The sequence below is a fragment of the Serratia sp. PAMC26656 genome, from assembly GCF_016469055.2.
GTDB classification, from domain to species: domain Bacteria; phylum Pseudomonadota; class Gammaproteobacteria; order Enterobacterales; family Enterobacteriaceae; genus Serratia; species Serratia plymuthica.
Map to the genome: position 1 here is coordinate 1453285 of NZ_CP150486.1, position 12915 is coordinate 1466199.

Genomic DNA, 12915 nt, shown 5'->3' on the forward strand with positions numbered 1-12915 from the left:
GTTTTAAATGAATTAATGGCGGTTTCTGTGCCCAGTGATTAGGATCACGATTATTGGTTAATAAATCTTTATGATTTTGCTTGCAGAATGTTAACATCCGCGCCGTATCATTAGATACTCTAATGATATGGCTGTTTTCAAGGAACAAGCAAAATGGACTATCAGAACGTCTTCCCATTGACGGATCAGGAAAAAAACGAATTATTTTTGGCATTGGATAAAATAACTTACGATCCTGCCGGTGGCGATGCTTATATTCACGCTATCCGATCGGCAATGATGCAGCATTTACCTCATCGCGTGAGTGCTGCGTTAGGAAAACAAAAAGCTTCTATCAAACCCAGACCCTATTTTATTCTAAGAAATGCACCAATAGATAAAGAGGTTTTTTTCTCACCTTGCCCGAATGAATATACACCATCGGCAAAATCAGGAAATATCAGTGAAAACCTGTTGGTAGGTATATCTACTCTTATCGGTGAGCCTTACTCCATGTATTTTGAAGGAAAGGAGATTATCAATAACTTGATCCCGAAACGGGAGGCGAAAAAAGAATATACCGGACTGGGGTTTGATGTTGAATTGGATTTTCATATTGAAAACGCGGCACTAAAACATCTTGAGCAGTTTAACGTGTCCCCGATGGGCCTGCTGTTAGCGGGAGTGCGGCGTGATCCGCAAAGCCCGATGACACGCATTTCCGATTCACGGTTGGCGATCGCCCAACTGAGTCAGGAAGATGTGGCGACGCTGGCCAGCCCGCTGTACAGCATCAAGCTGCCTTACCGCTGGCGCCAGTCCACGCAGGGCGGCAGGGAGGAAACCGCACTGGTGCCGTTGATTTCGCAAAACCATATTCTGCCGGATGTCAGCGCCGTCTTCTATCCGGGAATGATCTTTGCCAGCACGTCGCGAGCGGAGGCTGCGCTGGAGCGTTTTTATGGCCTGATTAAAGAAAATGCGATCGGAATAGATATCTGCCCTGGCGATTTGGTTTATATCGATAATCGATTTGCTTTGCACTCGCGTGATAAATTCTCACCTTCTTATGATGAGAATGATACGCCACTGCGCTGGGTACAGCGAGTTTTCGTTTCAGCCAGTTTGTGGAACCACCGTAATCTTAATCAGGTTGAAGACCGCATTTTTTCGATTTAAAGGCGATTGTGTATGTTAAACGTTTTTCTTTCTATTTTACCTATTTTTCTATTGATTGTATTTGGCTTTCTCTCCAAGATATATGTCAAGGATGTCGCCGTTTTTTGGGGTTTTTCAGATAAGTTTGTTTATTACCTTTTCTTTCCGGCATTATTGATTCTAGATATTAGTGAGGCGAACTTTAGCGGCGCGGACAGTTTTTATCCCGTTATGGCGACTATCATATCGACCCTGGTCATTGCCTTGATTATCTTTGCGGTAAAGTTCTTTGTTGATACTTCACCCGACCTCTTTACCTCAATTTTTCAGGGAGGAGTCAGGTATAACTCTTATGTGTTTATCGCGTTGTCTCAGTCGCTGTTCGGCAGTGAAGGCGTAGCGCTGTCCGGTTTTTTCGTGGCCTACATGATTATTCTGACCAATATCCTGAGCGTGCTGGTGATGAATCACTACGGTACCGGCAGCAAGAAAAGCCTGAGCGGCGCGGTATTGGCACTGACCAAAAACCCCTTGATTATCGGTGCCTTGTTGGGTGTCCTGATGAACTTGCTTAACCTGCATATCACCGGTGCTATCAAACAGTTGTTCCAGTATCTGGCCAACGCCGCTACACCGCTGAGCCTGATGTCGGTCGGCGCGGGGCTGATTGTCAGCATGCATATTCGCAAAATGGTTTCCATCTCCTATGCGACGCTGCTCAAACTGGTGGCGATGCCACTGATCACCATTGCGCTGGTGAAGTATTTTGGTGCCACAGGCGTGCCGGCTAGCATAGCTATCCTCTATTCCGCTGTTCCTTGCGCCGGTAATGCCTATATTTTGGCGCGGCAGATGGGGGGCGATCATGAAGCGATGGCGTCCATCATTACCTGGACCACGCTGTTGTCAGTCATGACCGTCACTTTCATTCTGGGAAGCGTGGCGATTTAACCCGCAGGCCGGGAGCGGTTGGTTCTGCTCCCGGTATTTTCCGCCATCATCCGATACCCATTCAGGCCCGTTTACCGCTATGCTAAACGGGCAGGGTTCAATGAAATTTGATAAGGATGACCATTTTGGCCGGAAGTAGCTTACTGACTTTACTCGACGACATCGCTTCGCTGCTGGACGACGTCTCGCTGATGACAAAAATGGCGGCGAAGAAGACCGCCGGGGTGCTGGGTGACGATCTGGCGCTGAATGCGCAACAGGTTAGCGGGGTAAAGGCCGATCGCGAACTGCCGGTGGTGTGGGGCGTGGCCAAAGGTTCGTTTATCAACAAACTGATTCTGGTGCCGCTGGCGTTGCTGATCAGCGCATTCGCACCCTGGGCGATCACGCCGCTGCTGATGGTGGGCGGCGCTTACCTGTGTTACGAAGGCTTTGAAAAAGTGTTCCACAGCCTGACTCACGGCAAGCAAGGGGAGGAGAAAAAAGAAGAACTGGACGCCAATGCCAATGAAGACGTGGCGGCTTATGAGCAGCGCAAAGTGAAAGGGGCGATCCGCACCGATTTCGTGCTGTCCGCCGAGATTATCGCCATCACCCTTGGCACGGTGGCCGGCGCGAGCTTTAGCCAGCAAGTGATTGTGTTGAGCGGCATCGCTATTGTGATGACGATCGGCGTTTACGGTATCGTGGCCGGCATCGTCAAGCTCGACGATCTGGGGTTGTACCTGAGCCGAAAAACCAGCGCGCTGGCGCGCTCGATTGGCAATGGCATTGTCAGTGCCGCACCTTACCTGATGAAAACCCTGTCGATCGTCGGTACTGTCGCCATGTTTATGGTCGGCGGCGGCATTCTGACCCACGGTCTGCCTCCGGTGCATCATTTGTTCGAAGACTGGGCGTCGTACGCTACCGTAGTACCGACCTTCGGCCATATTCTGCAGGGGGCGATCCCCGCGTTGCTCAACGTGGTGTTCGGCCTGATTGCCGGCGGCGTGGTGCTGGTGGTGGTGTCGGCTCTGAGCGCCATTCGCGGCCGCTTTACCGCCTGATAACCCCGGGGGCGTTTTACGCCCCCGTAGCTGCCGTTACGGCCGGCTGCCGTCGCCTTCACCCAGTGCGCGTTGCATGATATGCGTGTCGCGCCATTCACCCAGTTTGAATCCCACCGCCTTCAGCGTGCCCACGCTGGTAAAGCCCAGTTTCTGATGCAAAGCCAGCGAACCTTGATTCTCTTGCGCATTGCCGACGATCGCCAACATCTGCCGCCAGGGGCCGCGCTCGCAACGGGCGATCAGTTCGGCCAGCAGCGCTTTGCCGATGCCATTACCCTGCAGGCCTTCGGCGATATACACCGAGTCTTCTACGGTAAACCGGTAGGCCGGGCGTGGCCGATAGGGCGTGGCGTAACAGTAGCCCACCACGCGATCTTCCCGTTTGGCGACCAGCCAGGGGAGCCCGGCTTCCTGTACCTTGCTGCACCGCTGCTGCATTTCTTCACATGTGGGCGGCGTTTCTTCAAAGGATGCCGCGCCGTAAAGCACGTGGTAGGCGTAGATCTGTTGTACGGCGGCCAGGTCATCCGGCGTGGCGTCGGTGATGATCAACGGGGCGGAAAGGGACATAAGCGTTCTTTTTTTACCTTGAGAAATCAGAAGATAAGCGCATTATGCTCCCCGTTCGCCGCCAAGGTAAATTGGGCTTTTTTATGCCGGTGATAAAAAAAACCTATAGCTGCCTGGCTGCCCGGTGCCGTGGCAGCAGGCGTTTTACTGCGCCAGAGGCCAGCAGCACGCCGAGGATAACCCAGACCGCCCCGACTAATTGCCAAACGTTGGGGGCGGTACCGGTGAGGGTGGCCACCAGCATGGTAAACACCGGTGCCAGATTGAAGAAAATGGCGGTGCGCATCGAGCCGATTTTTTCCAGCCCGTTGAACCACAGCAGATAGGCCAGCAGCGATCCGCACAGCGCCAGATAAACCACCGCCGCATGCACGCTGAGGCTGGCCGAAGCCAGACTTTGGAGTGGGTTTTCGAAGATAAACCCCAGCGGCAGCAGGGCCAGCGTGCCGAACAGCATCGAATAGCTGGTGGTTTCGATGGCGGTGGCGTTATGCACCAGTCGCCGGGTACCGACCATATTCAGCGCCCAGGCCAGACTGCCGAGCAGGATAATGCCGTCGCCGGGGTTGATTTCCAACCGCAACAGCGTTTGCAGGCTCCCTTTGGTGATCACCAGCGTTACGCCGATAAAACCCGCCAACAGGCCGGCGCCGCGTGACCCACTCAGTTTTTCATGCTCCCAAAATACCCCGAACAGCAGCGTCCACAGCGGCGTGGTAGCGAGGATCAGCGCACCGTTGATCGGCGTGGTGGACTGCAGGCCGAAAAAGGTGCACAGGTTAAACAGCGTAAAGCCGAGCACGCCCAGCCCAAGGTAGGCCGGCCAGTTGTTCCTCAGCGTACTGAAGCGTAACTGTCCGCGCAGACCGAAGAGCAGCAACAGCGCCAGCGTCGCCAGGCTGAAGCGCTCAATCGACGCGGTGATCGGTGGCTGATGGGCGATGATATAGGCGCCGGCATTGAAGTTTGTGCCCCAGAAGAAGGTGGCGATAATCACCCCCAGATAGGCCAGCGGCAGCGAAGTTTTCATGGTGATTTCCTGTGGTGTGGAATAAACAAAAACAGTTTGCGCCACGGATTGTTGCGGTAAAATCCCCTATATGTTCACTTGGGGTGTGAGAAAATACCCATGTTCAATTGGGAAGATTTGCATTACTTCATGGTGTTTGCACGCGAGAAGTCGCTGTCAGGCGCCGCCCGCAGTTTGCAGGTAGACCACGCCACTGTTGCCCGGCGTATCGCCAGCCTGGAAGCATCGCTGGCGTTAAAACTGGTGGATCGCCGCCCGCGCAGCTACCTGCTCACCGCCGACGGGCAACGCATCGCGGCGCAAGGGGACAGCATGACGCTCAACGCCTTCGCCGTTAGCCGCGCCGCCCTCAGTGGGCGACAGGGCATCGCGGGTGAGGTTACGTTGAGCGTGCCGCCGGTGATGGGGCTGAAGCTGATTGCCCCGCGTATTGCCGAGTTGCAGCGCCGTTATCCGGATTTGCGACTGGTTTTGCTGGCCGATACTACCAACGTATCGCTGCTGCGCGGTGAGGCGGATATTGCCATTCGGCTCAGCCGCGTCACTGAAAGCGAGCTGGTGGCGAGAAAAATTGGCACCGTCGAGTTCGGGCTGTACGCCAACGCCGAGTATCTGCGGGCCACGCCGGAGACGGCGCGGGGGTTTATCGGCTATCACGATGAACGGGCCGCTTCGGCGCAGCAAAAATGGTTGCTGGAGCAGGCCGGGCCCCGGCCGCTGGTGATGCGCAGCAACGACCTGATGATTCAGGCTGCCGCCGCTGCGGCCGGCGCGGGCATTGCGCTGCTGCCGCATTTTGTCGCGCAGGAACTGGGGCTTGAACGCCTGGCGCCGCCGCTTGGGCTGCGGCGCGAAATCTGGCTAACGGTGCATGACGACATTCGTCATGCACCGGGCATCGCCGCCGTGACGGCGTTTTTACTGGAATGCTACGCGGGTGTAGCGGGGATCACCCGGCTGGTGGATAACCTTACCTAGCCGCGCATCAGGTGCGCCACTGCCTGTTGCAAATAGCTCAGCAGCGCCGGGGTCAACCAGGTGCCTTCCGTCAGCGTCGGCTCTTGTTCCATCGCCTGGCGAATTTTCATCTGGGTGGCCGGGTCAGTGCCGGCATAGGATTGGAACAGCTCTAGCCATTTAGCCGCCAGTTGTTTCGCCTGGACGGAATCCGGCGGCACGCCGTCTCTTAGCGCCTGATGGAACTGGGCGATCAGCGCCGGCCATTCGTGCAAACGGGTAAAGTAGTGTTGGCGCACGTAGGCGTATTCTTCCGCCGACAGGTATTTTTGGTAGATCGACAACTTGGTTTCGGCAAAGGCCCGGGTGACATAATCGGTCACAGCCGGGGTGATGCCGGTCTGTTCGCGCATTGAGGGCTCATCGGCATGCATGGCGTTAAGCCGGGTAAGAAACGCCGGATTAAGCGCGGTATCGCGTTCCAGCATCTGCATCCAACGCCGCGCCAGGGCCTGCGCCTGCGGCGCTTGCGCTTCGACGCCACTGTCGATCAACTGGCGCATGCCGCTCACCAGCTCGCCCCATTCCTGATTGCGCGCCTGATCGGCCTGATAGAAGGGCAGTTGCGCCAGTTCGTCGGCGGTAAAATATTTGTCGTACATGGTCATTAACTCCAACGTAGTCAGCCAGTCGTTCAGTTCCGGTTCGTCCCCGACGGTGAGTTGGGCATGCATATGCTGCAAATGATCGCGTAGCGCTACGGTCTGCGCCAACTGCCGGTCCAGCATGGCTATCTGCTGTTCAATCACCGTGGTTAACGTTACCCCGGAACGTGTCAGAAGTGCCCCGACCTCCGCAAGCTGGACCCCCATTCGGCGCAACGCCTGAATATGGTGCAAGCGGGTGATGTCAGCCCGGTTGTATAAACGGTAGCCGGCGTCGGAACGCGCAGAAGGGATCAGCAAACCAATGCTGTCGTAATAATGCAGCGTCCTGACGGTGATGCCGGAACGGCGGGCCAGTTCGCCCACTTTTAATAACATGGCGTGCTCCTCCCAAGTGCGTGCAGGAATACTAAAGCCTGACGCGACGTGAGGGTCAATAGCGCGGAAGGGGATATTTTCAGGAAAGTGGCGGGTGCCGAAAATAGCACCCGCAAAGAGACGAACCGCTGGCTTACCAGCCTTTTACCGCGCCGCCGTTAAAAATTTTCTCGGCGGCTTTGGCCACTTCATCCGACTCGTAGGCCTTGATGAAGTTTTGCACGTTCAGCGCGTCTTTGTTGTCTTCACGCGTCACGATGATGTTGGTGTACGGCGAATCTTTGTCTTCGATAAAGATGCCGTCTTTGGTTGGCGTCAGCCCGGTCTGGTTGATGTAGGTGGTGCTGATGATAGCTACTGTGACTTTAGGGTCATCCAGTACCTGCGGCAATTGTGCGCCTTCCAGCTCCATAATCTTGTAGTTATGCGGGTTGGCGCTGATATCCAGCGACGTTGGCAGCAGCCCTTTGCCCGGTTTCAGGGTAATCAGGCCGGTTTTCTCCAGCAGCAGCAGCGCGCGGCCGAGGTTGGTCGGATCCAACGGAATCGCGATAACGGCGCCGTCCTGCAGCTCTTTCAGCGATTTGATTTTTTTCGAATAGCCGGCCATCGGGAACACGAAGGTATTGCCTACCGCCACCAGTTTGTAGCCGTGATCTTTATTTTGCTGCTCGAGGAACGGCCGGTGCTGGAACACGTTGGCATCCAGCTCACCTTTATCGGTGGCGTCGTTCGGCAGCAGAGAGCCGCTGAAACCGACCAGTTCAACCTCAAGGCCGTATTTCTCTTTCGCTACCTGTTTGGCGACTTCCGCCACGTCCTGCTCTGCGCCGTTGATCACCCCGACCTTGATAAGGTTCTGGTCTACCGGCTTATCGCAACCTTGCAGTGCCAGCGTGGCGGCAAACGCCGCCATCACGGCGGTAAAACGCCAGGTCTTTAACATCGTGTTCTCCCTGAAAAAAACAGTAAAATCAGTTGGTTTTGTGCTGTTAGCTAAGCCTGAACCTGCGGGGAAGTCAAACGCTTGCTCAGCACAAAGGGTTATAGGTAATAACAGGGAGTTGTATAGAGACCCTGGCTTTCAGATTGCACCCTGAAAGCCATAGGGTCTGGAAGAGCGGTTATTTGGCGCGCAGCACGACGATGCCTGGCGTGTTGATCACATAGTCCATAAAGGGCGAGTCCACTACCTTCATGTTTTCCTTGCGCGAAGAGGCATTGCGCAACATCGGGCCGTTTTCGGTCATGACAAAGATGCCGGTGTGAGTGACGTCCAGCCCGGCAAGATTGGTGTAGATACCGATGTAATCGCCGGTGCGCAACTGGGCCAGCACCTTATCGTCAATAAAATCGCTGGGCACATAAGTGATGCTGCGCCGAACATTTTTCAGGCCGGGTAGATAGTTGCCGCCGTCGGCCTTTTGGTTCAGATTTTTCACCTGCGTCACCGCGTGCGGGCTGAGTTGAGCGGTAATGTCGGTCACGTTTGTTTTGGCGACCTGCGCCCAGTCGGTGAAGAAATGTTTGCGCTGCGGGAAGCTGATGTCGCTATGGGCGTAGCGGGTCTGGATCAGGCGTTGAACGAATTCAGCCTGGTTGTGCGATTTACTCAGTGCATCAACGTAGTCGATATAGGTAAAGCAATCCAGGCCGCGGAAGTCGATCACCAGCTTTTCCGGCGTGTCCTGAGAGCCTATCAGCATGTTGGCAACGTAAGGCGTACCCAGAAATTGCTGAGAGATCAGATTGATAGTTTGGCCGTTGGCCTGCCCGGCCGGCCAGGTAGCGTGCTGGGCGAGAATGTCGTTGAGCTTGCTTAACGTCTCGCTGTCCAGGTTTATGGGCGCTACCGCAGGGGGCGTGACTGCCGCACCGGGCTCATCAATTGGCGGCCGATGATTTTTATCTGCGCATCCACTCATCGCTATAACTAACATCAATGGAACAACCTTGTACATGTAACCCTCCAATGGTTTCAGTCCGTGATCATATAAATGATAACAGTTCTCACCATGGGGCGGGTGGTTAATAAATAAACATAGCCTAAACGCTGGCCAATAATCAGTAACCGATCTCGTTATTAAACGGCAGATACCAAAATAACGCGATTTCATGGTCGGCAATATCCGGCTGAGCGCGATACAACAGGTGATCGATACCGCCGAGAATAAAACCGAAGCGCTGATAACAGCGGCAGGCGATTTTGCGTTTCCAGCATCAACCCCGGGGTTTCCTGCTGCTGCGCCCAGTGGCGTGCGGCATCCAGCAGCGCGGTGGCAACGCCCAAGCGGCGCACATGGGCGCTGACGACAATTTCTTCAATCAGCGCATAACCGTTCCAGTTTTTGCTCAGCGTGATGTGGCCGACGGCTTCCCCTCGGTGGCGTGCCAGAAAGGTTTCGCTTTCCTCATTGATGAAGGGGGCCAGCGGATAGTTCTTGCGAAACGGCGTGACCGGCCGCAGCGGCCAACTGTCGACCGGGGCATCGAAAACCGGTTGGGCATAGTGGGCGACCGGGAAGCTGAAATCGCAGCTTTCCAGATAGCCGTCGGGCAACTGGGCGACGGGGGCGATATGGATAGCCTGGCTCATGAGTCCAGCTCTCTCAGCAGGCGTGCCGGATTGCCGACCTGACGAAGAGTGATAGCAGATGACATGGCATTCCTCACGGCTTTGCTCAATCGGAGGATTATAAAACAAAAAACTGCCGCTGCGTCTGCGTTTTCCGAACGTTTTTTCAGCGAAAGACTATAATAAGTACAGGGGAGAGAGCCCCGTGGCCGCAATCCTCGCACGGTCAACAATCCGTCAGAGGGGTAAATTCGTTCGCCGATCGCGACCTACGGCGATGGAGGAGGTGTCTCATGGTTAATCATGTTTGGGGACTTCTGGCGCATCCAAGCACCGAGTTCGAACACATTAAAAGCGAGAACGAAAGCGTCTCGCACCTTTACACCCACCATGTGCTGCTGCTGGCGGCGATCCCTGTGGTCTGCGCCTTTATCGGCACCACCCAGTTGGGCTGGCTCTCCGGCGAAGGCCATGCGATCCGGCTCGATATGTTTACCGCGCTTTATACCGCAGTGGCTTTCTATCTGCTGATGCTGGCGGGTGTGGCTATCATGGGTAAAGTGATCCACTGGATGGCGCGGCGTTATGAAGCTCGCCCGAGTTTGCACCGTTGCATGGTGTTTGCCGGCTATGTCGCCACCCCGATGTTCCTGAGCGGCATAGTGGCGCTATACCCCGTCGTGTGGCTCTGTCTGTTTGTCGGCGTGATTGGCCTGTGCTATTCGGGCTATCTGCTGAATCTGGGCATTCCCCACTTCCTGAATATCGACAGTAAAGAAGGCTTTATCTTCTCCAGCTCTACCTTTGCCATCGGCATCTTGCTGCTCGAGTTTCTGCTCGGGGTAACGGTACTGCTGTGGGGGTATGGTTCCTGGTTATTCTGAAAAAGATATTTTGATATTGCCCCCCATGCCACCCGGCATGAGGGGCTTTTGCTTTTTACGGCTTACGGAACACCAGCATTACGCCAAGTACGATGGCCGCCATGCCCAACATGCTCATTGCCGCCAGCGCATGGCCGAGCAACAGGAAGTCCAGCAGAGCGGTGACCGCCGGGATCAGGTAAAACAGGCTGGTGACCTGCACCAGATTGCCGCGTTGGATCAACCGGTACAGCAAGAAGGTGGCCAGCACTGAAATCACCACCGCCATCCACAGCAGCGGCACGATAAGCGCCATGCTCCACTCGACCCGCAGCGGCTCGAACGGTAACACCAGTGCGCACATCAGCAACCCGACGGCGTACTGCAGCGGCAACACCGCCAGCGGTGGCTGACTCATGCCTTTTTGCAGCAGCGTGCCGGCGGTCATGCAGCTCAGCGCGATAAAGGCGCACAGCATGCCGGGCAGGGAGAAGTGGGCGATCGCCAGGCTTTGATACACCACCAGCGTCAGCCCGGCCATCGCCAGCAACAGGCCGAGGCTGCGCAGCCCGGAACTGCGGCGTTCGGTAATGAACTGGGTCAGTATCGGCTGTACGCCGAGCAGCGTCGCCAGCACGCCGGGCGTGATGCCCTGTTCCAGCGCCAGCAGATAGCTAATCTGGTAACTGCCGATCATCAGCAGCCCGATCAACGCCACGCGCCAGCGGGTGCCGCGGGCGGGCAGGCATTGCCGTTGCCACAGGCCGATCGCCAGCAGCAGCGCCAGAGCGATGGCGCAGCGGAAGAAAAGGAAGGCGAAGGCGGAGGCATGCTCCAGCCCCAAGCGGGAGAAAATTGCGCCGCTGCTCCAAAGCAGGACGAACAGAGTAGCCAGGCCGGCATTGGCCCATTGAGTGATAAATCGCATTCGGTTTCACCTGTCGTGAAAATGGCAAGTTCCAGCGCGCGCGGCGGTCTACGCCTGAGCGCAAATAAAGAAAGCTGGAGGTAAAATTCGGTTTGGCTTAGCGCACAACCACAGAGCGTGGCGGGTAAGCGGCAACCGCAGTGACGACAGAGAAAACGGCTGGAGGGGCGGAAGATGCGCACAGCTGAACGACGGCCGGAAGCGGCGTGTTCGTTGGGTCTGTGATGTGCGCAAACTGAGCCATTGATATTCCTGAAAGCAGGGAGTGATTACGGCATCAAAGATAATGAAGTTTGGCGGGAGGCGCAACATAAACTTAACGCCTCCCGCTGAGGGGGGCGGTTTAGCTTTTGCTGACCACCACCAGTTTCTGGTTCACAAACTCTTTGATCCCCAGATCCGACAGTTCACGGCCGAAGCCGGAACGCTTCACGCCGCCAAAAGGCAGCTCGGGTGCGGTATCGGTCAACGAGTTGATATACACCATGCCGGTCTCGATGCGTGAAGCCAGCTTTTTGGCGCGCTCGATATCCGTGCTGAAAATAGCGCCACCGAGGCCGTAGTGAGAGTCATTGGCCAGTTTGACGATCTCGTCGTCATCCTTCACCACATAGATCTGCGCCACCGGGCCGAAGAACTCTTCGAAATACGCCGGGTTGTCACGGTTGATGTGGGTCAGGATCGTCGGCTCGAAGAAATTGCCGTCATGCGGTATCGGCTTGCCGCCGTAGTGTAGTTTGGCGCCGTTTTGCACCGCGGCGTCGACCTGTTTAACCAGCCCCTCCAGCGCTTCGCGGGAAGACAGCGGCCCCAGCGTGGTGGTTTCATCCAGCGGATCGCCGATTTTCACCGCGCGGAAATGCTCGGTAAAGGCTTGCAGGAAGGGTTCCGCCACTTTTTCTTGTACGATAAAACGTTTGGCTGCGGTGCACACCTGGCCGGCATTGCTCAGCCGCGCCTGCGCGCCGATCTTGGCGGCTCTGGCGATATCGCTGTCGTCCAGCACCACGAATACGTCGTTGCCGCCCAGCTCCAGCGTAGATTTTTTCAGTGCCTTCGCGGCCTGTGCGGCCACTATGCTACCGGCCTTTTCCGAGCCGGTCAGCGCCACGCCCTGCACCCGATCGTCGGCGATGACATTCGCCACCTGTTGTTGCGAAATAAACAGGTTGGTGTAGGCACCTTGCGGCGCACCGGCCTCGGCGACCCATTGTTCAAAGGCCTGTGCGCAGTGCGGCACGATGCTGGCATGCTTCACCAGCACCGGATTGCCGGCGGCCAGATTGGGCGCCAGCACGCGCATCAACTGGTAGAACGGGAAGTTCCACGGCTCCACTGCCATCAGTACGCCGATCGGATGATGCTCTACCCAGGCTTCGCCCAAGCTGGATTCATAGCGCACCGGCGCGAGAAATTTTTTGGCGTTATCGGCATAGTAGCGGGCGATCTGGGCACAGAGCTTCACTTCGCCGCGGCTTTGCGCGATCAGCTTGCCCATCTCCTGGCTGGCAATTGTCGCCAGTTCCTCAACCCGGCTCTCCATCAGGTCCGCCAGCTTGTGCAGCACCGGCAGCCGCTGGTCGATATCGCCCTTGGCCCAGCCGGAGTGATACAGCGCGTCAGCCTTTGCCAGCGCTTGTTCGACCTGCTGGTCGGTGTGCGGTTGGTACTCTTTGATCAGTTGGTTGTTAAAAGGGTTTACCGTTTGGTATGGCATGAAGAGTTCCTCTCGTCGCGGATGGTGACGCATGACATACGCCTTGAACGGCGCAGCAAAAACGGCTGCACCGGTCTTTAAGTCTAGACGAT

12 protein-coding genes and 1 pseudogene are annotated in these 12915 nt (G+C 56.1%); 5 read left to right on the forward strand and 8 right to left on the reverse strand.

Annotated features, from left to right (window positions below; all coding sequences use genetic code 11):
- The first annotated feature begins 153 nt into the window (after nucleotides 1-153).
- The 3 genes from JEM67_RS07480 (at nucleotide 154) to JEM67_RS07490 (ending at nucleotide 3137) form a co-directional block, all read left to right on the forward strand.
- On the forward strand, nucleotides 154-1158 hold the full coding sequence (locus JEM67_RS07480) for a TauD/TfdA family dioxygenase (RefSeq protein ID WP_199635447.1): 1005 nt from the start codon (nucleotides 154-156) through the stop codon (nucleotides 1156-1158).
- Nucleotides 1159-1170: 12 nt separating this feature from the next.
- Nucleotides 1171-2088, forward strand: a complete 918-nt coding sequence (locus JEM67_RS07485) for an AEC family transporter (RefSeq protein WP_199635446.1) — start codon at nucleotides 1171-1173, stop codon at nucleotides 2086-2088.
- A 125-nt stretch (nucleotides 2089-2213) separates the two neighbouring features.
- On the forward strand, nucleotides 2214-3137 hold the full coding sequence (locus JEM67_RS07490; protein WP_199635445.1) for a DUF808 domain-containing protein: 924 nt from the start codon (nucleotides 2214-2216) through the stop codon (nucleotides 3135-3137).
- A gap of 36 nt (nucleotides 3138-3173) precedes the next feature.
- On the opposite strand, the gene JEM67_RS07495 is transcribed toward JEM67_RS07490, so the two are convergent.
- Both JEM67_RS07495 and JEM67_RS07500 read right to left on the reverse strand, forming a co-directional pair.
- On the reverse strand, nucleotides 3174-3710 hold the full coding sequence (locus JEM67_RS07495) for a GNAT family N-acetyltransferase (protein WP_199635444.1): 537 nt from the start codon (nucleotides 3708-3710) through the stop codon (nucleotides 3174-3176).
- 103 nt (nucleotides 3711-3813) lie between these two features.
- Entirely contained in the window at nucleotides 3814-4740 is a 927-nt protein-coding gene (locus tag JEM67_RS07500) for a DMT family transporter (RefSeq protein WP_199635443.1), read from the reverse strand.
- A 99-nt stretch (nucleotides 4741-4839) separates the two neighbouring features.
- On the opposite strand from JEM67_RS07500, the gene JEM67_RS07505 reads away from it, so the two are divergent.
- Nucleotides 4840-5718 (forward strand): LysR family transcriptional regulator, encoded by an 879-nt coding sequence (locus JEM67_RS07505; RefSeq protein ID WP_199635442.1) that lies wholly within the window; start codon nucleotides 4840-4842, stop codon nucleotides 5716-5718.
- Here the strand turns inward: JEM67_RS07505 and JEM67_RS07510 are convergent.
- The 4 genes and pseudogenes from JEM67_RS07510 to JEM67_RS07525 form a co-directional block, all read right to left on the reverse strand.
- On the reverse strand, nucleotides 5715-6740 hold the full coding sequence (locus tag JEM67_RS07510; RefSeq protein ID WP_199635441.1) for a MerR family transcriptional regulator: 1026 nt from the start codon (nucleotides 6738-6740) through the stop codon (nucleotides 5715-5717). The genes JEM67_RS07505 and JEM67_RS07510 overlap by 4 nt on opposite strands.
- Before the next feature lie 133 nt (nucleotides 6741-6873).
- Complete coding sequence (locus tag JEM67_RS07515; protein WP_013811999.1) at nucleotides 6874-7686, reverse strand: MetQ/NlpA family lipoprotein; 813 nt, start codon at nucleotides 7684-7686, stop codon at nucleotides 6874-6876.
- Between the two features lie 178 nt (nucleotides 7687-7864).
- Nucleotides 7865-8701: a DUF1460 domain-containing protein gene (locus JEM67_RS07520; RefSeq protein WP_199635440.1), complete on the reverse strand. Its 837-nt coding sequence runs from the start codon at nucleotides 8699-8701 to the stop codon at nucleotides 7865-7867.
- Nucleotides 8702-8804: 103 nt separating this feature from the next.
- A pseudogene (locus JEM67_RS07525) lies at nucleotides 8805-9336 on the reverse strand (GNAT family N-acetyltransferase).
- Between the two features lie 272 nt (nucleotides 9337-9608).
- Between JEM67_RS07525 and JEM67_RS07530 the strand changes: the two are divergent.
- The gene (locus JEM67_RS07530) at nucleotides 9609-10199 is read left to right on the forward strand and encodes a Yip1 family protein (protein ID WP_062870008.1); all 591 of its coding nucleotides are present in this window, start codon (nucleotides 9609-9611) and stop codon (nucleotides 10197-10199) included.
- A gap of 55 nt (nucleotides 10200-10254) precedes the next feature.
- Here the strand turns inward: JEM67_RS07530 and JEM67_RS07535 are convergent, their stop codons facing one another.
- Together JEM67_RS07535 and JEM67_RS07540 are read right to left on the reverse strand one after the other, a co-directional pair.
- Nucleotides 10255-11106 carry a DMT family transporter gene (locus JEM67_RS07535; RefSeq protein WP_199635439.1) on the reverse strand — a complete coding sequence of 284 codons (852 nt, stop codon included), beginning with the start codon at nucleotides 11104-11106 and terminating at the stop codon, nucleotides 10255-10257.
- Between the two features lie 343 nt (nucleotides 11107-11449).
- Nucleotides 11450-12823, reverse strand: coding sequence for an NAD-dependent succinate-semialdehyde dehydrogenase (locus JEM67_RS07540; protein WP_199635438.1), 1374 nt, complete (start codon nucleotides 12821-12823; stop codon nucleotides 11450-11452).
- Nucleotides 12824-12915: the final 92 nt, after the last annotated feature.